The organism is Providencia rettgeri, assembly GCF_041075285.1.
GTDB lineage: Bacteria > Pseudomonadota > Gammaproteobacteria > Enterobacterales > Enterobacteriaceae > Providencia > Providencia rettgeri_G.
This window is the reverse complement of sequence record NZ_CP163512.1, coordinates 3,924,071-3,945,498: the sequence shown is the minus strand read 5'-3', so window position 1 is coordinate 3,945,498 and position 21,428 is coordinate 3,924,071. Positions and strand designations below refer to the sequence as shown.

Below are 21,428 nucleotides of genomic sequence, written 5' to 3'. Positions count from 1 at the left end.
GGATAATTTATTTATCTCGAGTTCCTCAGCGATTAAAAATAGTATTGACTTATTATTTATTAATAAGTCGGGGCAAACTATTATCAATAGGTTGTATTTAATATGAATAAAAAATTTTTATTTTCTTTATTATTTTTAGCATTGCCCTCTATAGCAGATGAACAACAATGGAATGGTACTGTCTTAGGATTTGAACCTGCATCTCCAGGGGTATTTGGCGACATAATCGGGATCCGCCCAATATTATCCGACCATGGTTTTACTTTTAATAGCAACTATTTAAGCCAAGTTGCTTACAATGCAAAAGGGGGATACAACCATGACAAACATACCGCCTATATTGATCAATTTGCCTTCACTTTTACCCAAGACCTTGAACGTTGGACAGGCATTCCTGATGCTCGTATAGAAGGCAATATTGTTAATCGGAACCATGAAGATAGCCTCACCGCAAAACGCTTCCAAGACCCCCGAGTTCCAAATAATGACCTCGCTCAAGAAAGTTACGGTGGTGGTTCAGTGACTCGACTTGGATGGCTCACCTTCGCTCGCAGCTTTGACGACCGCCGCCTCACTTGGCGAATTGGGATGATGAATAAAGTTCAAGAATTCGACCAGATCATTCCTTGCGATTTTCAACTACTGAGTCAATGTGGTGGTAAATCCGCCAATGCCCTCACTTGGAATAACTGGAATATTCATACATGGGGTACAACCATCAGCTATAAAATCACACCTGAAATCACGCTGAAAACAGCGATCATGGAACAGAACCCACACGCAACAGATAGAAGCCATGCTTGGAGTTGGTCTACTAAGGGTAGCAAAGGAGTATTACTTCCTTTAGAGATCGAAAACCGTACTTTCGTCAATGGACTACCTGGGGCTTATAACCTTGGCTTACTGTATACCAACGCAAAACAATACGACCTATATAAAGATAAAAGCTATAACAATACCTGGTTTGTTTACAGTGGCATGAATCAACAGTTAACCCGCCATCAAGATGACCCAAATCGCGGTTTAAGCTTATCAGTAAGTGGTAGCTACCATGATGAACGAAGTAATTTTATGAATTACGTCGTTTCCAGTTCTCTGCGCTATCGAGGATTGTTTGATACAAGACCCGAAGACTGGATTGGTGTAGGAGTTTCCTATATTGACCTTAGCTCTCATTTTGCTAAAAAACAAAAACAACAAAATGAACAGTTAGGGATCAGCGATTATAACGATCCATTATTCCATCCAATTACGTCTAGTTCACTCAACGCTGAGTTGTATTACCGTTTTAAACCCGTTACTTGGTTAGCGCTACAACCAAGCATGCAATATTGGCACCAACCTGGTGGCGTAAAGAAAACGTCTGATGCTTGGGTATTAGGGCTCAAAACCGTACTCACATTCTAAATATAGTGATAAACATTCAGTGGCAAAGGAAAATGATTATTGACTTTGCCACATTCAGACTCATACAGTTCGCATACACGGAGTTATTTTTTATACTACAGCGTATTCAATATAGTTAAATAGACAACTTTATGACTCGCACCCAACGCTTACTGACTTTATTGCAGATCCTAAAAGAAAACCGCTATCCGATAACGGCGCAAACGCTTGCATCCCAATTAGAAGTGAGTATTCGCTCAATTTACCGTGATATCGAATCTCTTCGGGCTCAAGGCGCTGAAATTTCAGGGGAGGCGGGGGTCGGTTACCAGCTTAAAACAGGGTTATTATTACCCCCTTTGACCTTTGATGAAAATGAACTGGAAGCGTTGATTTTAGGTTTGCGCTGGGTAAAAAGTCATGCTGATAGTGAGCTCAAGAGCTCGGCCAGACGTGCGATCAGTAAAATTAATTCAGTAGTCGCGAGAAACGCTAAAAAGATACTCGACCAAAATACCTTATTTGCTCCTGCAACGCATTATTATGACATTAATGATAACGTCTCTAAGGACTTACGTTTAAGCTTACGAAAAGAGTGCAAAGCAAAAATGACCTACCTTGATGGTCAAAATCAATCAACAGAACGCATTATTTGGCCAATCGCGATTGGTTATATGAAAGAGTCCCAAGTCTTAGCCGCTTGGTGTGAATTACGGGGAAGCTACCGTCATTTTCGTTTAGATCGCATTCAATCTTATCTTGCCCTCCCTGATAATCTGCCATATCCAAAGGAATATTTATTAGCGCGCTGGCAAAAAGAAGTCTTGTGCGTCTCTCCTGACAATTTCTGACACTGCACTCCCTTATAGTTAGTGCTCAACTTTATATAAGGGAATAACCATGAGCGAACTTGTCCTTTTTTCTAATTCAATGTCACGCGGTAATACAGTCGATTTGTTATTAAAAATCTTAGATGTTCCTTATAAACGCATAGAGTTAGGTTATGGTGCAGATATGCATACCGCAGAATATCTCGCCATTAACCCGATGGCCAAAGTTCCTGCTTTAGTTGATGGTGATGTTATCGTCACTGAAACAGCCGCGATTTGTGCTTATTTAGCAGATAAATTTATCGAAAAAGGGTTAGCACCCGCACTAAATGACCCTAAACGTGCTGACTATTACCGTTGGTTTTTCTTTACCGCAGGTCCCATAGAATCTGCATTCACCATCAATAACTTAGGTGTTCAGCTTAATGAAGAGCAACAGAAATCTTCTGGTTTTGGTTCCTTTGAACGCGTAATAGCCTGTTTAGATGTGGGATTAAACAACGCTAAGCCATTTATTTGTGGCGAGCAATTTACTGCGGTAGATGTGTATGTCGGTGCATTTGTGATGTTCTTAATCAGATACAATATCATGGAAGCCACGCCTATAATGCAAAAGTACCTTAATAGTCTGGCAAGCATTCCTGAAATTGCAGAGTTACTGGTCAAATAATATCAAAAAAGGCTAAGCTCATTCGAACTTAGCCTTTAATGTTCAATAACCAATACTTAACGCATCGTCACAAACTCTTCCGCTGCCGTTGGGTGGATTGCCACAGTATTATCGAAATCTTTCTTGGTTGCCCCCATTTTTAATGCAACCGCAAAACCTTGAAGAATTTCATCCATACCGAATCCAATGCCATGAATGCCCACAATTTTTTCGTCTTCACCAACACAAACTAGCTTCATGCGGCAAGGTTGGCGATGAGATGTGACTGCGGTATACATGGCTGTAAACGATGATTTATAGCTTTTTACATTATCTGCGCCATATTTTTCAACCGCTTCTGGTTCAGTTAAACCAATAGTGCCAATGGGAGGATGTGAAAATACAACGGTTGGGATATTGCTGTAATCTAAGTGCTCATCTGGCTTGTTATTAAACAAGCGTTCAGATAAACGACGACCTGCCGCTACCGCGACTGGTGTTAACTCTACTGCACCAGTATTGTCACCAACGGCATAAACACCTGCAACGTTGGTATTCTGGTATTTATCCACCTTGATATAACCTTTTTCATTCAGCGCAACACCTGTGGCTTCAATATTCAGGTTATCTGTCATGGGCTCACGACCAATTGCCCAAATCAAGGCATCAACAGTCTGTTCATGGCCGTTTTCCAGTTTCAACGTCAGTGAACCATCTGCATTTTTCACGACTTCTTTTGGAATAGAATCAGTGTGCAATTTTGGCCCTTCGGTGTTCATCACTTCCACCAGCGTTTCCACAATCAGTGGATCAAATGAACGCAGTGGTGCATGCTTACGGACAAATAGATGAGCTTCAGCCCCTAAGCCGTTTAATACCCCCGCCAGTTCAACAGCAATGTAACCCGCACCGACAACAGCAACGCGCTTTGGTAAATCCGCTAACTCGAAAAAGCCATCTGACGTCATGCCATATTCTGCACCTGGGATAGCAGGGATCACAGGGCGACCACCAGTTGCGATCAAAATATGATCAGCAGTATAAGTTTCACCATTAACTTCAACAGTATGTGCATCAACAAAACGAGCAAAACCCCTGATCACATCCACTTTATTATTCCCTAATACACGATCATAGGATTGGTGAATACGATCAATATAAGCAGTACGACTCTCAATTAAGGTTTTCCAATCAAAACGGTTGATGGTTGTGTCGAAACCATAATCAGGGCCATAGTTGCGAATAGCTTCTGAAATTTGCGCAGCATGCCACATCACTTTCTTCGGCACACAACCGACGTTAACGCATGTTCCGCCTAATGCTTTCGCCTCAATTAAGGCACACTTTTGTCCATACATCGCCGCACGGTTCATCGATGCAATACCACCGCTTCCACCACCAATTGCAATATAGTCGTAATGTTTGCTCATAATTTGGTTATTCCCATTTATTGAATGACTTATTGATATATTTTCTCGCAGGTCGCTATCCATTGTCATGAGATAAATGGCGATTTGCGATAGGCTATACCTGTTATTTCAATTGACAGAGCCTATTAATTAGATGAATTACTCTGGCACGATCCACTCAACTAACGTGTGCCCAGTTCCTTCTGGAACCAGTGTTTTATGCAGCCATGGCAGCACATTTTTCATCTGTTGCTCAAGTTTCCAAGGAGGATTGATAACAATCATCCCTGATGCTGTCATCCCACGTTGATCGCTATCAGGGCGCACAGCTAATTCAATTTGCAGAATTTTACGGATACCTGTTGCTTGTAATTGATTCACCATGCGCTTAATTTGCTGGCGTAAGACCACAGGATACCAAATCGCATAAGTCCCTGTTGCGAAACGTTTATACCCTTCAACAACCGCGTTAACCACAGCTTCATAGTCGCTTTTTAATTCATAGGGCGGATCCATTAACATAAACCCGCGACGGCTTTGTGGTGGTAATTTTGATTTCAGTTGCTGATAACCATCTTCGCGAAAAACTTGTGCACGATTATCCTTCAAGAACTCACCACGTAATAAAGGATAGTCGCTGGTGTGCAATTCAGTTAATACCAGTCTATCCTGTTCGCGTAATAAAAATTTGGCTAATAACGGCGAACCGGGATAATAACGCAAGCGCCCACCATCATTAAGGCGACGCACAATATTCATGTACGGCAATAATTCCTCAGGTAAGTCTGATTGCGCCCAAATACGTGCAATCCCGTCGAGGTATTCACCGGTTTTTTCTGCATGCTCACCCGTTAATTGATAACGACCCGCCCCTGAATGTGTATCTAAATACAAAAACGGTTTTTCTTTCTCTTTTAGAGATTCAATGATCAGACTTTGTACTGTGTGTTTTAACACATCAGCGTGGTTGCCTGCGTGAAAGCTATGACGATAACTTAACATGTTACGTTTATTTCCTGAGGAAATTCAACACTAACCACCATCGTGGCTACTATTAAATGGGTGCGTAAAAGATGCCTTTTTGGATAAAAAATAGGCCGTATTGATTCTTATACGCCATTATAACGAAATTTAGCCACAATTGTCACAGTCATGGAAACTGTAAAATTTACATGACCTAAATGCCATAAAAAGCTATCCTAAACACAAATTTTATAATATTCAGGGGAAAAAAATGAAAAAACTACTCATCATCACCGCCATATCAGCGGCTTTTTTTGCCAGTTCATCAGCAACCGCTGCCAAAGGTCAAAATGGCTGCGAAATAAAAAAACAACGCATTGAAGAACAAATTAAATACGCCAAACAACATGGCAACCAGTATCGCGTTAACGGTTTAGAGCAAGCATTAGATAATGTAAACCGGTATTGCACGCCAGAATCTTTATATCGTGATAGCCAAAAAGATGTCGCAGAAAAAATGGAAAAAGTCCAAGAGCGTGAGGCTGAATTACAAGAAGAAAAAATAAAGGGCAATGACCGTAACAAAATTGAAAAACGTGAACGCAAATTAGCACAAGCGCAAGAAGAGCTAAAACAAGCCCAAGCGGAATTACAGCTCTACAAAGACGCACTTTAGTGTTTCTTATTTCATTCTAAACCGCACTCCAATGCCTGTTTTCGCTGAAAAATAGCCATTGGAGTAAAGTTCTCCCTAAATTTAAGCTATAGTAATGGCAGGTTATCGTTAATAAACAGCGTATTGCTCGAATAAGTCATACCAATTTAGCAGTAAAGATAAGAGGGACATCAATGTCGAATATGCAGGAAGAACAGCAAAAAGAAACCAATAAACTGAAAGCGACACTGACTAAAAGCCTTGATGGCAGTAAAAAAGCCCTCACTTTCTCAATGCGTGTGGTGAATTTTATTACAGCGATCCCTTTTATTGCTCACTTAATCCGCACTGCACAACGTTTTACGGATCGTATGGGTAACCAGTTTGGTGCCGCCATTACCTATTTTTCTTTTCTCTCGCTGATCCCAGTATTGATGTTTTCCTTTGCTGCCGCGGGTTTCGTGTTAGCCAGCAACCCTGAGCTACTGGAAAAACTGGTACGCGGGATCTCTGCCAATATCACTGATCCTACCCTTGCCAATACATTAGAACGCACCATTGATACCGCAATTCGCCAGCGGACAACCGTCGGTTTAACCGGTTTAGCACTTGCGGTCTATTCCGGGGTTAACTGGGTAAATAACTTACGGTTAGCCATTTTGGCGCAATCAAGGCCAGTGTGGGAGCGAAACGAAGACGAACAAGAAAATATCTTTTTCCGTTATATTCGTGATTTTTTTGCCTTAATTGGCTTATTAATTGCGTTGATTGTGACTATTACTCTGACCTCCGTTGCAGGCTCAGCCCAAGCCACCATCGTCAACACATTAGGTTTAGACGGTATTGAGTGGCTAAAGCCTGCATGGACATTAATCGGTTTGGGAATTTCCATTGCAGCAAATTTCCTCTTGTTTTTATGGATATTTTGGATCCTGCCACGTATGCAGCACCGCCGCCGCTCACTGTTCAAAGGCACATTATTAGCCGCGATTGGCTTTGAAATCATTAAATCGGTGATGACATGGATTTTACCTAACTTGGCCTCATCCCCCTCAGGCGCAGCATTTGGTTCTGTGCTTGGCCTCATGGCATTCTTCTACTTCTTTGCTCGCTTAACCCTATTTTGTGCAGCGTGGATTGCAACGGATGAGCCTAAAAATGCACAACAAGCAGCCACACTCTAGCCGTTTATTTAGGGGGCGAATCCCCCCTCTTTCTGTCTATATCACAAAATTACTGTTTTAATTCTTTAGCGAGTGTTTCGACAAGTTCAGCCGCTGGCATTTCTCGCACTTTCGCCACATTTTGCCCTGCCCAATGAGCCGCAAAAGCGTCACAACCTGATTGAGTCGCAGCGGCATTAAGCTGCTTACCGACATCATAAGCAATTGGGTAATCGGGTAATTTATTCGGATCATATTGTGTTCCTATGGATATAAATGCATTTATGATCCCGCGAGCTGGACGCCCTGAAATTGCCATCGTTAACGCTGTGCTATCAGTAGTTTGTTGTTTTAATTTGGCGCGATAGCTCTTATTCGTCGCAGATTCTGGGCATAACAAAAATGCCGTACCAAGCTGTGCCGCTGCTGCACCATGATGCAAAGCAGCTTTAATATCATGCCCATCCATAATCCCCCCTGCTGCAATAATAGGAAGGGTGGTATGCTGTGCCAGTAACGTCACTAACTCTTGTGTGGTTAACTGATCATCAGTCGCTTGCATATCAAATATTCCACGGTGCCCCCCCGCCTCAATCCCTTGAGCAACAATGGCATCAATATCTGCTTTTTCAATCGCTTTGGCTTCTTGCAAATTAGTTGCCGTAGCCATGGTGTAAATCCCCCGTGCTTTAAGTTGATGAATAACCTCAACCGAGGGCACATTAAAGTGAAAACTAACCACAGGAGGTCTCAGTTCAAGAAACAGTGCCAGCATGTCAGGGTTATCAAGAAAAGAGAGATAAATTTCCTCCAATTGTTCAGGCGGCGGGGTATTAAATTGAGAAAACTGAGGTGATAAATAATCAATCCAGGCTTGTTCCTTTACCTGATCGCGTTTGGGTGTTAAATGGCAAAACACATTCACATTGAAAGCGCTATCCGTTAGAGCCTGCGTTTGTAGAATCAATTGACGAGCTTGTTCAACAGAACTGGCTCCTAGCGCTAATGATCCCATGCCACCTGCCTCTGAAACCGCAGCAACCAATGCTGGTGTTGAAACAACTGCCATCGGTGCTTGAATGATCGGATAGCGTAAGCCTAACCGCTGTAGAAATGCATTTGAGTTATTCATTATCTTTCCTTTATCTCAATGACAGGGTACACTTTATATTCTCATTTAAAGAATGAAAATAGCATATTATTCACATAAAAAGAAAATGAATACTGAATCTCTGAAAATATTTTGCACTGTTGCTGCCGAACTCAGTATTACCCGAGCAGCAACACGCTTAGGTCGTGTGCCATCCAATATCACCACCCGTATCCAACAATTAGAGGCGGATTTGGGGGAGTCCCTTTTTATTCGTCAAAACAAACGTCTTGAGCTTTCAGCATCGGGCAGGCAATTTCTCGATTATGCAAAGCGGTTGTTAGCATTAGAAGAAGAGGCACGCCATGTGATAAGTGGTGGCCTAAATGGAGGGCAGCTACGTATTGGTAGCATGGAAAGTACGGCAGCCTGCCGGTTACCTTTACCTTTGGCACAATTTCATCAACAAAACCCAACGACCCGATTGTTATTATCTACGGGATCTTCTTTATCCCTGCTTGACCAAGTGCATACAGGGAAACTGGACTGCGCTTTTGTTGCCCTACCGGCTTCACTCTACGAGCCGGATCAATTATCACAAATGGGTATTAAAACAGAAATTATCTGGCAGGAAGAATTGCAATTGCTACTCCCTGAGCACGACCGACACGCTACCAATAGCACTGATATTAAAACGCGCTCACTCGCCGCATTTACTCAAGGGTGCAGCTATCGCAATATTGCCGAGCAATGGCTAGATATTCCAGCAAATAGTGGCTGGAGTATTCAAGAGATGAATTCTTACCATGCGATGATAGCTTGTGTCAGCGCAGGCAGTTGTGTGGCACTACTGCCTAAATACCTTATCGAATCAATGCCAATTTCATCATTACCATTAGGACGCCTCCCCATCACCACGTGTGACACGCTTCTGATTTACCGTGAAAATTACCATGTACCTGCATTTAGCGCATTTAAAGCGTGCATCACGCCACTAAGGAGTCGGTATGATGAAAACACTAAAATGACGGTCGAATAAGGGCTTTTAATGACAAGCATAATCCAACAACTGGAAAACTTATCCTGTGGCGTGGTTCTCTATTACCATAATAAACCGAAAAACAGTGTTAGCACATTTTGTGCTAGAGGCACATCATTGGATAATGCTCCACTTACCGTTGATACGCCATTACGTATTGCCAGTAACACCAAAACCTTTACCGCCGCAGCCATTTTACGTCTTGCTGAAATGGGAAAAATCAATATTGATGATGCCATTTCTAACTTAATCGACCCACAATATGATGCATTGCTGAACACCCAATACAACACCAGTCAAATAACCGTTCGCCATTTACTCAGTCACAGTAGCGGATTATTTGACCATGCTGATGCAGATTATCTGAAAGAAGTCCTTAAGCGCCCAGATTACCAATGGAGCCGCCTTGAGCAGGTTGAGATGTATGTGCGTAAGCAATTTCCCTTTATTGCCCCCTCTAAATCATTTATTTATTCAGATACCGGATATATTTTACTCGGTGATATTATTGAGCGAATAACAGGTAAATCCCTCGGACAAGCCGTTCGAGAATTACTTAAATTTGATCAAATTGGGCTAGGCAACGCTTATTGGGAATATTTAGAACAGCCTCCCAAAAGCGCAGCGCCTCGAGCAAAACAATACCTTGGTAAATTTGAAGGGACTCATATTCATGCATCCATGGATGTGTATGGGGGCGGCGGGCTGGTTATGTCCTCCAAACAAATGGCACAATTTTTAGAAGCGTTATTTGAAGGGCAAATTTTTGTTTCATCCAAAACCCTAGAAACCATGTTAAGTATCGGTTCCCATGAAGATGCCGAAAGCTACCGTTTAGGAATTATGGTGAGTAAAGTTAATGGGATAACGCTTTATTCACACTTAGGTTTTTGGGGTTCAGTGGCCTACTATGCCCCAGAGAGTAAAATCAGCGCAGCGGGTTTTGTGGATGATAAAGACTCAAGAGCCACATTAATTAGCGTGATTGAATCCTTATTAACTGAGCAATAACTTAAACGGATAAAGACAGCCTGTGCGCTTAACAGGCTGTCTTTTTAGTGATCACTGAGCCGCGGGTACTGGCGTTTCCGGCACTGCCTCAGTTTGTTCAGGGTTTGCAGGGACTTGCGGCCAGAGTACTTTATTGAATTTCTGACGAATTTGCTCTGCATCCATGGTCTGTTTATCTTTTGGCTGCGCTAAAACAAAAGCAGCCTCTTGCGATAATAAGCGACGTGTTTCCATATTAACCTGATCAAGACTTTGCCCCGCTAAAAAGGCCTGCCTTAAACGTTGGTATTGCTCGGGTGCAATATCTACCACACCATTTTGCTGAGAAATCAAGCGTTGGCTAATCAGCACATCGGTACTGGTACGGGCATAAGCTGCAAACAATTGGGACAACTGAACCTGCTTCTCTTTGATCATCTCATCAAACAGTTCAGGCGCAATCCCGTTTTGATTAATGGCTGCCAATTCGTTCACCACCAGATCAGTAACTGCGGCCATTTTTTCTGGCGCAGCGCTGACAGTCAGCGTACATGTGGCTTTTTGATATTGTACTCGGCAATCTAAACCAGGAACGACTTCATCTTGATTAAATTTTTGGCTAAATGATTTTTGCAAAGTGCGGTAAACCGCTTCACGAGCTAAATCACTCGCCCAGTAACGTAATAAAACGTTTGAATCATTTATGGGTAACCAATCAATATCCCAAATTAAAGACAGCGTATCTTGTGCTGACTGATCTTGTAGAATATCAATAGACTGTGGTTTAACCGTTGATAATACGGCCACAGAAACAGGCTCTGAACGTTTTCCTTGCAAGCCAGAGAAGGTTTGCGAAATTGCATCGGATAGCATCCGTGAATCCACATGCCCCGCCACATACAGTGTCATCACATCTGGGGTATACCATTTTTGGTAAAAATCATTGACGCTGGCAAGGTCAACATTCCCATTTGGTTTCTGACCTGGATCATAGCCCATCATCGCAGATCCCTTTAAACGCGCGCGCCAAACAGGATCATTGGCATTTAATGGCAGCGTTGCAACAGGAACCTTTTGAGCCTCTAACCCATTATGAAGTGCTGTTTCTGTATAAGTTGCACCAGCAACTGACGTAGAAAGCCAACTGAGCGCCTGTTTAATTAAATCAGGGCGGTTGTTCGGTAAACTTAAGCTGTAAATTGTGTAATCATAAGACACCACGGCAGGTGGAATTGGCATATCGGGATCTGTCGCCTGACGCCAAAATTCTTGTAATGCCCCGCTTGAAAACGCTTCTGTTTGATGAAGCAGCGCCATTTTAGGGATTAAATAGCTATAGCCTTTTTCACTCGCTTTTTCGGATAATGAACCTGTTTTAATGGCTAACCTGAGCTGAATGCGGTCATTCGGGCGCTGTGGTGTTTGTAGTAATTGCCAGCTAAAGCCATTTTCTAGCTTTCCTTGCTGCCATGCTGGATCGGGTTGCAACGGTTCAGCTCGTGCAAATTGCACCACTGACAGTAATACAACACTGATAATATACCGAACTTTCAAGCCCTGCATGTAAACCCCTATGTGTTTTATATCTTTATATTTAACCGCGAATTACAACTAATAAATTAACGAAAAACGCAAACTTATTGGGTTAAACGATATCGTATGGCTTTATCCAATCTTTCATTGTCACCACTCTAACGATATTAGACCATAAAGCTGAGAGCATGTTCATGGCTTAGTCTGAATTTTGTTGTTTTCTTTGACGATTATAACCTTTTGCCAATAAACCAAGCTCATCATCATGATGATAACTGGATACGGCCACTTGATTAACAGGTTGATTGCCTTGCAATTCAATTGCAATTTTACGCAATGGCCTAACGATCATCCGGCTAACACACCATGTCATTGCAATCGCGATAATCAAAACCAACAACAAATAAGTGGTTGTCATCAAAGCAAGTGTATTTAGCGCAAACCGATAAACGCGATTTGAATCTACCTGTAAGGTCAAATAGCCCTGAGGCTTAGCCTGTAAGACAACATTACCGTAAGCATACAACGGCACAGTCATTTCAACTGGAATACCAACAATATACTCTGCCCACTCCGGTATCGGTTTCGGCGTCGCAAAACTTAAATTCATCACTGTCGCGTCATCAACGGTAACTATCGCTTTTCCCATAATGCCCGAGGTTTTTAAACTCACGAGCAACCTTTTTGCTTCGTTAAGATCTGAGCTTAGCAGAGAATCCGTTAATGGTTTTTGAATTTGTACAACTGCGTTACTGAGCTGACCTAAGTAATCTTGCTTACGCTGCTCTAGTAAGTAACTGAATTGTATAGCTAAAAAAAGCGCAAGTGAAAGTAAAGTAATCGCAAAAAATGCAACCATACTTTTTAATGTTAGTGAGCGTTGGACTCGCGTATTCATTTGGCCACAACCTTCCTAATCAAGTCGCTTTTTAAATAAGAACAGAAGACATTTGCCAGTATACTTGATTTTATCTGCAAAAGAGCAATTTAAAAAGAAAGATTGGATATTTAAGATAAGCTACAACCTGAAGAGAATTAAACACTCATTCGACAAATAACGTGGCAGAAAGAGAGGCTTTCTGCCACGTAAAAGTTTAACTTACTGCCACTGTTTGTTTTTCGTCTTCATCGACAGCAAAACACGCGACAAGTTGTTGGTCATACTCTTTCAGTGTCGGCTGAAATTGTGTACATTGCCCAAATGCCCGACGGCAACGCGCCGCAAAAGCACAGCCTGGAGGTGGATTTAACGGACTCGGTAATTCCCCGGTTAATTTAATCCGTTCACGGCGCGAATCAGGATTCAATCTTGGTGTTGCCGAGAGTAACGCTTGTGTATAAGGATGTCGTGGATTGTTAAAAATCTGCTCTTTAGTCCCTTTTTCAACGCAACGTCCTAAATACATCACCATGACCTCATCGGCAATGTGCTCTACCACTGATAAGTCATGGGAAATAAACACATAAGACAAACCTAAATCCTGTTGTAAATCCATCATCAGGTTTAAAACTTGTGCACGCACAGACACATCCAGTGCAGATACTGGCTCATCCGCAACCACAATATCAGGATCAAGCATCAAGCCACGAGCAATGGCAATACGTTGACGCTGTCCACCTGAAAACATGTGTGGATAACGGCTATAATGTTCTGTTTTCAAACCCACTTTTGCCATCATCGATAATACTTTTTCTTTTCGCTCCTCTTTCGAAAGCGAGGTATTAATCAACAATGGCTCTTCCAAAATTTGCCCCACTTTTTTACGGGGGTTCAAAGAACCATACGGGTTTTGGAAAACGATTTGAATTTTTTGACGACGTAATTTTTCTGCCGATTTATCTTTAACTAACAGATTTTGGTCTTGATAATACAGCTCACCTTCAGAGGGTTGTTCTATCATCGTCAACAAGCGACCTAATGTGGATTTCCCACAACCAGACTCACCAACAACCGCTAACGTTTTACCTCTTTCAAGCTCAAATGAAACACCATCAAGTGCTTTTAGCGTCTTTTCGGCACCAAAAATGCCTTTTTTAACGGAATAATACTTTTTCAAGTCCACTGCTTTTAGTAGTGGTGTCGCATGTTTGTCACTCATAGTGTTGGCCTCCCCATATCATCCAGTGGCATATGGCATTTAACTTGGCGATCACCAACGGTTTGTAGCATTGGCTCTTCTTGACGACATTTCTCTGTAGCATATGGACAGCGTGGATTTAGCAAGCACCCCACTGGTCTATCATATTTGCCGGGAACCACGCCAGGAAGTGAGGCTAAACGCGATTTGTTTGAGGCAAATTCAGGTAATGCGCGTAATAGCGCCTGCGTATAAGGGTGGCGAGGGTGCTTAAAAATATCAGTGGCTTTTGCTGATTCCACCACTTGCCCTGCGTACATCACAATAATATGGTGGGCGGCTTCTGCCACCAAAGCAAGGTCATGGGTGATCAGAACCAAAGCCATATTCTCTTGCTGCTGTAATTCCAACAATAATTCGATGATTTGCGCTTGAATTGTTACATCTAGCGCCGTTGTTGGCTCATCAGCAATCAATAATTTAGGGCGACAAGCAATAGCCATCGCAATCATCACCCGTTGGCTCATCCCGCCAGATAACTGGTGTGGATAGACATCTAACCGCGATTCTGGATCTGGGATCCCCACCATATCAAGCAGGTCAATCGCTCGCTGTTTACGCGTTGCTTTACTGCCGCCTTGGTGGACTTTTAGAGCCTCCATGATTTGATAACCAACCGTAAAGCAGGGGTTCAAACTCGTCATCGGATCTTGGAAGATCATCGCCACATCTGCACCGACGATCTGTCGGCGCTCTTTCTCAGGAATAGATAATAAATCGCGACCGTCGAACTTTAACGAGTCTGCCATCACTTTTCCGGGGTAGTCGATTAACCCCATAATGGCTAAAGAGCTAACCGATTTTCCTGAACCTGATTCGCCAACGATGCCAACGACCTGCCCTTTCTCAACGCTATAGCTGATGCGGTCAACGGCGCGAAACGGTGCTTTTTCGTCGCCGAAATGTACCGAAAGTTGTTCTACATTTAACAGTGCCATTAGATTACCTCATCACTGCTTGAGTTTTGGATCAAACGCATCACGCAAACCATCGCCCATCAGGTTAAACGCTAATACCGTTAATAAAATGGCTAATCCTGGGAACGTCACGACCCACCACGCGCTCTGTGCAAACTGCAACACGTCCGATAGCATCGTTCCCCACTCTGGTGTTGGTGGCTGAGCCCCCATACCAAGGAAACCCAAAGCAGCCATATCTAAAATAGCATTCGAGAAGCCTAACGATGCCTGCACAATCAAAGGGGCAAGGCAGTTAGGTAAAATATTAACAAACATTTGGCGAATAGCTCCCGCACCAGCAACGCGAGAAGCGGTCACATAGTCGCGATTAACTTCGACCAAAACAGCTGCTCGAGTTAAACGGATATAGTGAGGTAATGCCACGAACGTCAGTGCAATAGAGGCATTAACGATAGAGGGACCAAAGATAGCCACCAACACTAACGCTAATAGGAGACTTGGCAACGCCAACATGATATCGACAATACGCATAATTAACGCATCAACGACACCACCAAAATAACCCGCTATCACCCCAATAGTTACCCCCATGATCAGTGAAAGCACGACCACAAGGCAACCAACTAATAGTGATAAACGGGCGCCATACATCAAGCGTGATAATAAATCGCGCCCAACGTCATCGGTGCCTAAAATAAATTGCCACGTTCCGCCCTCTTGCCAAACAGGTGGCGCAAGTAAGAAATCACGGAATTGTTCATCTGGGGCATGAGGCGCAAGCACCCCTGCAAAAATCGCAATGAGTATCATCAGGGCGATATAAAACATCCCAACAACCGCCCCTTTGTTACGTTTAAAATAGTGCCAAAACTCTTGTAATGGTGTCATCGGCTGCGGGGCGCTGACAACGGTTGGCTCAGTAGATTGAGACATTTAGCGCTCCTTATTTCTTATGACGAATTCGTGGGTTTACGATGCCATACAGCACGTCGACCACTAAGTTAACAAAGATAATCAATGTGGCCACTAGCAGCACGCCACCTTGTACAACAGGGTAATCACGACGTTGCAGCCCTTCGATTAACCAGCGCCCTAACCCCGGCCATGAGAAAATGGTTTCAGTTAAAATAGCGCCCGCTAACATCACCCCGACTTGCAAGCCAATAACCGTGACTACTGGCAATAACGCATTACGTAAAGCGTGAATAAGGATAATTCGTGCTCGCCCTAAGCCTTTCGCTCTCGCGGTACGGATATAGTCTTCCCCCAACACTTCCAACATTGAAGAACGCGTCATTCGCACGATAACGGCTAATGGAATAGTTCCCAATACAATAGAAGGTAAAATAAGGTGCTCTAATGCATCAACAAAATCACCACTCTCACCCCAAATCAAGGTATCAATAAGCATAAAACCAGTGAGTGGCTGTGAATCATCAAGGAATACAGTGTCGCTAACCCGCCCTGCAACAGGCGTCAAGTCTAGTTGTACCGACACTAACATGATAAGCATGATCCCCCACCAGAAAATAGGCATTGAATAACCTGTTAAGGAAAGGCCTATTGCGGTGTGATCAAAAATCGATCCGCGTTTAACGGCGGCGAGTACCCCGACAGGGATCCCGACAGAAATCGCAAAAATCATGGCACAAGTGGCTAATTCAACAGTTGCTAAAAAGCGTGGGACAAACTCTTCCCATACACCAATGCGACTTTTTAGAGAAATCCCTAAATCCCCATGAAATATGCCATTAATATAATGCAGGTATTGTTTCCATAGTGGCTGATCAAGTCCTAACTCAGCCATTAAATAGGCGTGTCTTTCGGGAGATAACCCTCTTTCACCCGCCATGATCATGACTGGGTCCCCAGGGATCATGTGGACAAAAGCAAATGTGAGTAATGTAATACCGATAAACGTGGGGATCACAAGCCCCAATCGTCGGAGGATAAATTGCAGCATATCCTGAATCTCTTTAATAATGCCGTTGACGGCTCTTAGTCCGTTTGGCTACTCAGAAAATGACTTTTCCGGGTGCTCACAAACAACTGAACTTCTCTGCTTCTTTTAAAGAAGAAAACGCCCTTCGTTCCAAACCAGCAACGAAGGGCATAGACAGATTAGATACGATTACTTCTCAATGTCGACGTTTTCGAAGTGGTGTTTACCGAGTGGATCAACCACATAGCCTTTCACTTCTTTGCGCACTGGTTCAAACACTGTTGAGTGAGCGATGATCAGCGCTGGAGCCTGTTCATTCATGACCACTTGTGCCTGCTTGTACAGTTCAACACGTTTGTCATGATCTGCCGTCATACGCGCAGGTTGGATCAGATTTTCAAAACCTTCATCACACCATTTAGAATAGTTTGATCCTTGTTTTTTCGCTGCGCAGCTAAATAACGTTGCGAAGAAGTTATCTGGATCCCCATTGTCACCAGTCCAGCCCATCATAACTGTTTGCGGCTCACCATCTTTAGCACGCTTGAGATATTCACCCCACTCATAGCTAACTACTTTTGATTTCACGCCAATTTTCGCCCAGTCCGCTTGGATCATTTCTGCCATGCGGCGTGCATTTGGGTTATATGGGCGCTGGACTGGCATTGCCCACAGATCAATTTCAAAACCATTTGGGAAACCTGCTTCTGCGAGTAATGCTTTCGCTTTTTCTGGATTATACTCGTAATCCTTCACCGCATCGTTGTAGCTCCACATCGTTGGTGGGATCAGGTTTTTCGCTTTTTGACCTGCACCTTGATAAACCGCTTCGATGATCGCATCTTTGTTCACTGCCATCGATAGCGCTTGACGAACTTTTTGGTTATCCAATGGTTTTTTCTCTACATTATAAGAGAGATACCCCACATTCAGACCCGGCTGTTCTAACAAGGTAATGTTTTTATCTTGTTTCATGCTTTCTAAGTCTGCCGGATTTGGATATGGCATGACTTGGCATTCATTTTTTTGCAGTTTTGCATAACGCACTGATGCATCCGGCGTAATCGAGAACACCAAACGATCAAGTTTCGGCTTTGTGCCCCAATATTGGTCATTGGCTTTATACAGAATACGAGAGTCTTTTTGATACTGTTGCAGGACAAAAGGCCCCGTACCGATTGGGTTTAAGTCAACTTTTTCTGGCGTTCCCGCTTTTAACATTTGGTCTGCATATTCAGCAGACAGGATGGACGCAAAGTCCATTGCCATATCGGCTAAGAACGGAGCCTCTGGACGAGTCAGTGTAATTTTTACTGTGTTATCATCGACTTTTTCAACTTTATCGATAATTTTATCCATGTCCATTCCCATAAAGTACTCATAGCTACCGCCTGACACTTTATGGTATGGATGGTTTGCATCTTTTTGACGCATGAAAGTATAAATAACATCATCCGCGTTAAAATCACGGCTTGGTTTGAATTCTTTATTTGAGTGCCACTTTACGCCTTTGCGTAGATGAAAAGTATACACTTTACCATCATCACTCACTTCCCAGCTTTCTGCTAAGCCCGGCTCAATCTCAGTCGTACCTAGTTTAAATTCAACTAAACGGTTATACAGTGGAATTGAACTGGCATCGTATGTGGTACCTGACGTAAATAATTGAGGGTTAAAGCCTTCTGGCGAACCTTCGGAACAGTATACTAATGTTTTAGCTTGTACTGATGCCGACACCGCTAATGCTGCTAACGTTAATCCTACTGAAAGTAGACCTGTTTTTTTAATAGAGCGCATCTGTATGCTCCTGTGGTATTCATGTTGTTTTTGCTCGACGACTAACCCCGTCATTAAAATGACAGAAATAGTATCTGTATTTTTTGTTATTCATTGAGCAATTAATCAACTGTCACTCACTTCGTCAATAGCCACATTAACTTACCACACACAAAACCCGTAACATATTAGAAACAATTAACAGGTCAATTCAGGCTAAAATATCAGCAAACCAAACAACCAATAGGCATTATAACCATATTATTAGTAATGGTTAGTGCTTTATGCTGCGGTTATTTATTTTTATATTTGTGATTAAGTGCTGAATTACTGAACGAATATAGCGTTTTACCCAACAGGACGTGAAATAAAACACTAAAGGAAATAGGCATTGAAATTATTTTAGTATGTTATTATTTGGTTTATTTTTTATCCACATTAAAAACATTCAACTGCCCTCACTCAACATAATCTTAACCAACTGATAACTTAAAGAATAAAATAATATTTCCCGATGCTTTTTAATCCATTAGGTTGTATACACAAAATTCTGCGATATTGTTGATAAAACCTACAATTACCTAATACATTAAATAACATCCCCACACTGATATTAACCTATTGATTAATAATTAATACTAAGTTGAAAGCCTGAGTGAAGTGTATTAGCAACAACTTGATTAACCTGCCAAAGTGGTGCTTCAAAGAAAACATGATAAGCTACCGCACCGACCGCCCCCCTTACACCAAACTTGCAACCGACTAGCATGTTCTTTCGCCAAAATGTTGCTCTATCATTTGACGTTGTTCCCAGCCCAATAGAGCTATATAACTGGACTCGTTTCCACGGTATATCCCAACTGAATTCATTGTGTAGCTTTAAACTATTGTCTCCCATCTCCACACGCTCTGTACTTAAAAAGCCCTGTACGCCATGTTGCCCAATAAAAGAGCCTCGTTCTAACATGCTGTCAACTTCAGCGCGGCTCAATTGAATATCTAAACCATTCTGATAATAAACAGATGGGTTTCTCCAGCCTGATGTGAAAGATAATTGGTAGATTTGAGCCGGCTTTAGCTTGGTAATTTGCGCGGCATTCGCCCCAAACCAATTATTTCCTTGCATATATTTCAAAGAGATCTCCCCATGACCTTGTCGAAAATCTCTCTGATAAATAAATTCCCCAGTCGAATAACTTGCTAACCGCCTTTGTGTCATCAGCCGCTGCCCGGCTAAAAATGTATCAATCGTTTGAATTTTCGAGCCGAAAATCAGTGATGACAGCGAATTTTCTGTACGACTTAATATATATTGTGTATTGAGTAATAAGGCTTTTTGATGTTGTTGTAAATCCAGCTCAATATCATCAAGATCTATACATGATTGGCTATTTTGATAATCGCCATAGAGAGAAAATAACCAGTACCGATAAGGGGCTGAATAACTAACTGCAAGGCTTTGTCGCTTATTTCCCTGCGAGTAACCTAAAGAATAATGAATATTGAGCAAATCACTAATTCGCAATGGATTAGCCAAAGTTAGGACATGATTAGCAGTTGTGCTGCTACTTCCTTTAATAGAACGATATTCCGTTGATAACGAACCACTCCATTCACGCTGGTTTTTTCCAATAACAATAACGTCAGTCCCATGCTGATTATGTGAGCCATGCACTAGCTCTATACGATATGGAATCAAAACCGAGTTTTGCAGATTGTACAAGCCTTGCTCAATATGACGCAGGTTGAGAACATCACCTGTTTTAAATGGAAATAGATGAGATCCTCCTTGCGCGAGGACGTTTGAAATGGTTCCCGTAATGACTTCTGCCTGCAAAATACCTAATGACAATGATTGTTCCGGATAAGATAGATAAGAGGTTAAATAGCCAGCCCTAGCGAACTCTGCGCTAATATAATCAGCATAAGCAAGCAACTCTGCATGACCAATACATTGCCCTTCAATCATTCGTTGCCAAACCTTAACCTGTTTCGGCGTTATATTAGGCAGTTTTTCGATACCCGCTAACTGAAAAAGTGTAATGACCACACAAGGAGATGAGATAGAGGGTTGTATATGAGTATCCGGATATTTAGGTGCTGCACTGCATATTGATATCGGTAAAGTGACCATCACTATGGCTAATAAAAAGATAACAATGCGTGAGTTAACGTAGTTGGTTTTCATCAACGACTCCTTGTCATGAAAAATGCCTTTATTAACCGAATAAAGACCGTGCTAGGGGCTGTTTATCTTTGATGGTCAATTTTTATTCGAATTAAAGCCATTTTAGGCAAGAGCCTCTCAACGCAGCATTAAATGAGTGAAACGTGCTTTAATCGAACCCGTAGGGCAGCGTTTAGGGACAATAGTTGATTCAAATCGTCGTCAGTTAGCACGACGGATATATTTATCCTTTTTTTGATTATTTATTAACCTTTTTAGCTGTAAAAATCAGCAGCAAAGATAAACAGCCCCTAATAAATAAGTTTTACCGTTACGTAACTCATGAGGGGACCTCAAACCGTAGGAGCTATCACACCAAACACAGTGATGCATTACAACCAAAGTTAGTCTGAAAACATATCGAGGAAAATTAAATATGAGAGGGCTAAAACGAGAAAACCCACCTTAATGAGGTGGGTTTTGGAATTTGGTCGGCGAGAGAGGATTCGAACCTCCGACCCACTGGTCCCAAACCAGTTGCGCTACCAAGCTGCGCTACTCGCCGAAAACGGTGTGAATAATACTGCCAAGAATGGGGGGCGTCAACCCATTTTTATCGAATTCCATTCATCTGCTGATAAAACCACCAAAATGGTAAGGTTTATTAGCTTTTAAACAAAATAGGCTAAAAAAATAAGCGCTAAATACAATTTAGCGCTTATTTATCAAGCAGATTAACTTTTATAAAAAACCATTTAACCGTGTGTTAAATGTGCAA

18 protein-coding genes and 1 tRNA gene are annotated in these 21,428 nt (G+C 42.3%); 7 read left to right on the top strand and 12 right to left on the bottom strand.

The features are described 5' to 3' along the window. Positions 1–102 precede the first annotated feature (102 nt). The 3 genes from AB6N04_RS18115 to AB6N04_RS18105 all read left to right on the top strand — a co-directional run bounded on the left by AB6N04_RS18115 (position 103) and on the right by AB6N04_RS18105 (position 2,886). Positions 103–1,407 (top strand): carbohydrate porin, encoded by a 1,305-nt coding sequence (locus AB6N04_RS18115; RefSeq protein ID WP_369309621.1) that lies wholly within the window; start codon positions 103–105, stop codon positions 1,405–1,407. A gap of 131 nt (positions 1,408–1,538) precedes the next feature. After that, a complete protein-coding gene (locus AB6N04_RS18110) occupies positions 1,539–2,237 on the top strand; it encodes a helix-turn-helix transcriptional regulator (protein ID WP_369309620.1) in 699 nt (232 codons plus the stop codon). Positions 2,238–2,286: 49 nt separating this feature from the next. Continuing rightward, positions 2,287–2,886 carry a glutathione S-transferase family protein gene (locus AB6N04_RS18105; protein ID WP_369309619.1) on the top strand — a complete coding sequence of 200 codons (600 nt, stop codon included), beginning with the start codon at positions 2,287–2,289 and terminating at the stop codon, positions 2,884–2,886. Positions 2,887–2,942: 56 nt separating this feature from the next. On the opposite strand, the gene gorA is transcribed toward AB6N04_RS18105, so the two are convergent. Beyond that, positions 2,943–4,295 (bottom strand): glutathione-disulfide reductase, encoded by a 1,353-nt coding sequence (gorA, locus tag AB6N04_RS18100; RefSeq protein ID WP_369309618.1) that lies wholly within the window; start codon positions 4,293–4,295, stop codon positions 2,943–2,945. Positions 4,296–4,433: 138 nt separating this feature from the next. Continuing rightward, the gene (locus tag AB6N04_RS18095; RefSeq protein ID WP_369309617.1) at positions 4,434–5,276 is read right to left on the bottom strand and encodes a 23S rRNA (adenine(2030)-N(6))-methyltransferase RlmJ; all 843 of its coding nucleotides are present in this window, start codon (positions 5,274–5,276) and stop codon (positions 4,434–4,436) included. A 232-nt stretch (positions 5,277–5,508) separates the two neighbouring features. On the opposite strand from AB6N04_RS18095, the gene AB6N04_RS18090 reads away from it, so the two are divergent. Both AB6N04_RS18090 and yhjD read left to right on the top strand, forming a co-directional pair. Beyond that, on the top strand, positions 5,509–5,913 hold the full coding sequence (locus AB6N04_RS18090) for a DUF1090 domain-containing protein (RefSeq protein WP_369309616.1): 405 nt from the start codon (positions 5,509–5,511) through the stop codon (positions 5,911–5,913). Positions 5,914–6,086: 173 nt separating this feature from the next. Further along, a complete protein-coding gene (gene yhjD, locus AB6N04_RS18085) occupies positions 6,087–7,076 on the top strand; it encodes an inner membrane protein YhjD (RefSeq protein ID WP_369309615.1) in 990 nt (329 codons plus the stop codon). Positions 7,077–7,125: 49 nt separating this feature from the next. Here yhjD and AB6N04_RS18080 read toward each other — a convergent pair whose 3' ends face one another. After that, a complete protein-coding gene (locus AB6N04_RS18080) occupies positions 7,126–8,187 on the bottom strand; it encodes an NAD(P)H-dependent flavin oxidoreductase (protein WP_369309614.1) in 1,062 nt (353 codons plus the stop codon). An 85-nt stretch (positions 8,188–8,272) separates the two neighbouring features. On the opposite strand from AB6N04_RS18080, the gene AB6N04_RS18075 reads away from it, so the two are divergent. Then, entirely contained in the window at positions 8,273–9,184 is a 912-nt protein-coding gene (locus AB6N04_RS18075) for a LysR family transcriptional regulator (RefSeq protein WP_369309613.1), read from the top strand. Between the two features lie 9 nt (positions 9,185–9,193). Beyond that, a complete protein-coding gene (locus AB6N04_RS18070) occupies positions 9,194–10,195 on the top strand; it encodes a serine hydrolase domain-containing protein (protein ID WP_369309612.1) in 1,002 nt (333 codons plus the stop codon). A gap of 51 nt (positions 10,196–10,246) precedes the next feature. Here AB6N04_RS18070 and AB6N04_RS18065 read toward each other — a convergent pair whose 3' ends face one another. The 9 genes from AB6N04_RS18065 to AB6N04_RS18025 form a co-directional block, all read right to left on the bottom strand. Continuing rightward, positions 10,247–11,737 carry a M16 family metallopeptidase gene (locus tag AB6N04_RS18065; RefSeq protein ID WP_369309611.1) on the bottom strand — a complete coding sequence of 497 codons (1,491 nt, stop codon included), beginning with the start codon at positions 11,735–11,737 and terminating at the stop codon, positions 10,247–10,249. 169 nt (positions 11,738–11,906) lie between these two features. Then, positions 11,907–12,605, bottom strand: a complete 699-nt coding sequence (locus AB6N04_RS18060) for a HAMP domain-containing protein (RefSeq protein ID WP_369309610.1) — start codon at positions 12,603–12,605, stop codon at positions 11,907–11,909. Positions 12,606–12,801: 196 nt separating this feature from the next. Next, positions 12,802–13,806 carry a dipeptide ABC transporter ATP-binding subunit DppF gene (gene dppF, locus AB6N04_RS18055; protein ID WP_369309609.1) on the bottom strand — a complete coding sequence of 335 codons (1,005 nt, stop codon included), beginning with the start codon at positions 13,804–13,806 and terminating at the stop codon, positions 12,802–12,804. After that, positions 13,803–14,783 carry a dipeptide ABC transporter ATP-binding protein gene (dppD, locus tag AB6N04_RS18050; RefSeq protein WP_369309608.1) on the bottom strand — a complete coding sequence of 327 codons (981 nt, stop codon included), beginning with the start codon at positions 14,781–14,783 and terminating at the stop codon, positions 13,803–13,805. The genes dppF and dppD overlap by 4 nt, the downstream gene beginning before the upstream one ends. Before the next feature lie 12 nt (positions 14,784–14,795). Beyond that, positions 14,796–15,698, bottom strand: a complete 903-nt coding sequence (gene dppC, locus AB6N04_RS18045) for a dipeptide ABC transporter permease DppC (protein WP_369309607.1) — start codon at positions 15,696–15,698, stop codon at positions 14,796–14,798. Between the two features lie 10 nt (positions 15,699–15,708). Continuing rightward, positions 15,709–16,728, bottom strand: a complete 1,020-nt coding sequence (dppB, locus tag AB6N04_RS18040) for a dipeptide ABC transporter permease DppB (protein WP_369309606.1) — start codon at positions 16,726–16,728, stop codon at positions 15,709–15,711. A 168-nt stretch (positions 16,729–16,896) separates the two neighbouring features. Then, positions 16,897–18,504 (bottom strand): dipeptide ABC transporter periplasmic-binding protein DppA, encoded by a 1,608-nt coding sequence (gene dppA, locus AB6N04_RS18035; protein WP_369309605.1) that lies wholly within the window; start codon positions 18,502–18,504, stop codon positions 16,897–16,899. 604 nt (positions 18,505–19,108) lie between these two features. Continuing rightward, entirely contained in the window at positions 19,109–20,671 is a 1,563-nt protein-coding gene (locus AB6N04_RS18030; protein ID WP_369309604.1) for a ShlB/FhaC/HecB family hemolysin secretion/activation protein, read from the bottom strand. Positions 20,672–21,138: 467 nt separating this feature from the next. Beyond that, a tRNA-Pro gene (locus AB6N04_RS18025) sits at positions 21,139–21,215 on the bottom strand. Positions 21,216–21,428 lie beyond the last annotated feature (213 nt).

Coding starts and splice junctions, on each gene's coding strand:
- dppB (WP_369309606.1), bottom strand. CDS start 16,728: ATGCTGCAATTTATCCTCCGACGATTGGGGCTTGTGATCCCCACGTTT.
- AB6N04_RS18075 (WP_369309613.1), top strand. CDS start 8,273: ATGAATACTGAATCTCTGAAAATATTTTGCACTGTTGCTGCCGAACTC.
- AB6N04_RS18030 (WP_369309604.1), bottom strand. CDS start 20,671: ATGAAAACCAACTACGTTAACTCACGCATTGTTATCTTTTTATTAGCC.
- AB6N04_RS18110 (WP_369309620.1), top strand. CDS start 1,539: ATGACTCGCACCCAACGCTTACTGACTTTATTGCAGATCCTAAAAGAA.
- AB6N04_RS18090 (WP_369309616.1), top strand. CDS start 5,509: ATGAAAAAACTACTCATCATCACCGCCATATCAGCGGCTTTTTTTGCC.
- AB6N04_RS18105 (WP_369309619.1), top strand. CDS start 2,287: ATGAGCGAACTTGTCCTTTTTTCTAATTCAATGTCACGCGGTAATACA.
- AB6N04_RS18070 (WP_369309612.1), top strand. CDS start 9,194: ATGACAAGCATAATCCAACAACTGGAAAACTTATCCTGTGGCGTGGTT.
- dppC (WP_369309607.1), bottom strand. CDS start 15,698: ATGTCTCAATCTACTGAGCCAACCGTTGTCAGCGCCCCGCAGCCGATG.
- AB6N04_RS18115 (WP_369309621.1), top strand. CDS start 103: ATGAATAAAAAATTTTTATTTTCTTTATTATTTTTAGCATTGCCCTCT.
- dppD (WP_369309608.1), bottom strand. CDS start 14,783: ATGGCACTGTTAAATGTAGAACAACTTTCGGTACATTTCGGCGACGAA.
- AB6N04_RS18095 (WP_369309617.1), bottom strand. CDS start 5,276: ATGTTAAGTTATCGTCATAGCTTTCACGCAGGCAACCACGCTGATGTG.
- dppA (WP_369309605.1), bottom strand. CDS start 18,504: ATGCGCTCTATTAAAAAAACAGGTCTACTTTCAGTAGGATTAACGTTA.
- gorA (WP_369309618.1), bottom strand. CDS start 4,295: ATGAGCAAACATTACGACTATATTGCAATTGGTGGTGGAAGCGGTGGT.
- AB6N04_RS18080 (WP_369309614.1), bottom strand. CDS start 8,187: ATGAATAACTCAAATGCATTTCTACAGCGGTTAGGCTTACGCTATCCG.
- AB6N04_RS18060 (WP_369309610.1), bottom strand. CDS start 12,605: ATGAATACGCGAGTCCAACGCTCACTAACATTAAAAAGTATGGTTGCA.
- AB6N04_RS18065 (WP_369309611.1), bottom strand. CDS start 11,737: ATGCAGGGCTTGAAAGTTCGGTATATTATCAGTGTTGTATTACTGTCA.
- yhjD (WP_369309615.1), top strand. CDS start 6,087: ATGTCGAATATGCAGGAAGAACAGCAAAAAGAAACCAATAAACTGAAA.
- dppF (WP_369309609.1), bottom strand. CDS start 13,806: ATGAGTGACAAACATGCGACACCACTACTAAAAGCAGTGGACTTGAAA.